General features: G+C 73.7%; 3 protein-coding genes. All 3 read left to right on the forward strand.

The features are described from left to right. Positions 1-81: 81 nt before the first annotated feature. A complete protein-coding gene (locus ABD191_RS28585; protein WP_344088976.1) occupies positions 82-300 on the forward strand; it encodes a hypothetical protein in 219 nt (72 codons plus the stop codon). An 11-nt stretch (positions 301-311) separates the two neighbouring features. Next, complete coding sequence (locus ABD191_RS28590; RefSeq protein ID WP_344088979.1) at positions 312-1,271, forward strand: bifunctional DNA primase/polymerase; 960 nt, start codon at positions 312-314, stop codon at positions 1,269-1,271. Next, the coding region (locus tag ABD191_RS28595) for a DNA cytosine methyltransferase (RefSeq protein WP_344088982.1) at positions 1,268-1,829 on the forward strand (562 nt) is incomplete at its 3' end. The genes ABD191_RS28590 and ABD191_RS28595, both read left to right, overlap by 4 nt.

A 1,829-nucleotide genomic window follows, 5' to 3' on the forward strand; every position in this document is an offset into this window, starting at 1 on the left:
TACATCCCGCGCTCGCTCGGGGAGTGCCTGAACTGCCACGACGGCTACGGCGACCGGCTCGACGCGGCAGCGTGATCCGCCGTGGCCCTCAACTGGCGCCACCACGCGACCGGTGACCTGCGCCCGTGCCGGTACTGCCGGCGGCCCGCGTTCATGCGCGACGAGGTCGGGCGGCCCTGTCACAAGGTCTGCGCCGAGCAGCACGAACACGACCACGACGACCAGGACGTGACCCTGGCGCCGGTCATCCCGCTCCCCACGCCCACGGCCGCGCCCCAACCGCGTCGCCGCATCGCCTAGGAGACCACGAGATGAATCACCAGGTTGACCGAGAAACGTTGCTGCACAACGCTTTGAGCCTCGCCGAGCGCGGGTGGTTCGTGTTCCCGCTGCGGCCGGGCGACAAGCGGCCCGCGTTCCCCGACCACAGCGCCGACCGGTGCACCGGTAGTGACCCGCGCTGCCGCCGGTTCGGCACCCACATCCGGTGGGAGAACCGCGCCACGATCGACCCGGACCGCATCCGCCGGGCCTGGACCACGGCCCCGTACAACATCGGGATCGCGTGCGGGGTGTCCGGCCTGGTCGTGGTCGACCTCGACCAGCCCAAACCCGACCAGGTCCCGCCGACCGAGTGGCGACGGGAGGGCATCGCGGACGGCGGGGACGTGTTCGCCGCCGTGTGCGAGCAGGCCGGGCAGCCCATGCCCATCGACACCTACACCGTGACCACCGGGCGCGGGGGGACGCACCTGTACTACGCCGCACCCGACGATGACGGGCACACACTGTCCCCGCGCAACACATCCGGCACGCTCGGCTGGCTGATCGACACCCGCGCCATGGGCGGGTACGTCGTGGCGGCCGGGTCGACCGTGCCGGCGGGCCGGTACGAGGTCACCCACGACACCGCCCCGGCGCCGCTGCCCGGGTGGCTGGCCGAACGGCTGCGGCCCGCGCCGCTGCCGCCGCAGGAGCCGGTCACCGTGGACATCGGCACGGGCCGGCGGGCCGCGTACCTGAACGCGGCCGTCACCCGCAGCGTCGCCGCCATCGAAACGGCGCCCGACGGGACACTCAACCGCACGCTCTACGGCGCCTCGGTGGCGCTCGGGCAGCTCGTCGCCGGGGACGCGCTCTGCGCAGCCGAGGTTGAGGCGGTCCTGCTGGACGCGGCGATCGTCGGCGGGCACCCGCAGGCCGGGGCGCTGCGCACGATCCGGTCCGGGATGCGGGCCGGCGCGAACCGGCCCCGGAGCGTGGCCGCGTGAACCGTCGCCCACGGCTGCTGGACCTGTTCTGCAAGGCCGGCGGTGCCGGCGCCGGCTACCACGCGGCCGGGTTCGACGTGGTCGGCGTCGACATCGAACCGCAGCCGGACTACCCGTTCCCGTTCATCCAGGCCGACGCCCTGACCGTCGACCTGACCGGGTTCGACATCATCCACGCCTCACCACCCTGCCAGGCCTACTCGCAGGCCACGCCCACCAGCAGGAGGCACCTTCACCCGGACCTGGTCGCACCGACCCGCGCGAGGTTGCGCGAGGCGGTCGGCCGGGCCGGCGGGCCGGTCGGGTACGTGATCGAGAACGTGCCCGGCGCGCCGATGCTCGACCCGGTGACCATCTGCGGGGACAGCCTGCGCCTCGGGGTGCGTCGGCACCGGCTGTTCGAATCGAACCTGTCGCTGGTCGGCACCACCTGTTGGCACGACCGGGCCGCGCCGGCCGTGGCCGTGTACGGGTCGTACGGGCAGCGGCGCACCGGGCAGACCGGCGGGCCGTCCGCGCAGGACGGACGCGACGCGATGGGCATCGACTGGATGCCCT

This window comes from Luedemannella helvata, from assembly GCF_039528415.1.
Classification (GTDB): Bacteria; Actinomycetota; Actinomycetes; order Mycobacteriales; family Micromonosporaceae; genus Luedemannella; species Luedemannella helvata.

Excerpts from the sequence above, each read along its gene's own strand:
- ABD191_RS28590 (WP_344088979.1), top strand. The coding sequence starts at position 312 with ATGAATCACCAGGTTGACCGAGAAACGTTGCTGCACAACGCTTTGAGC.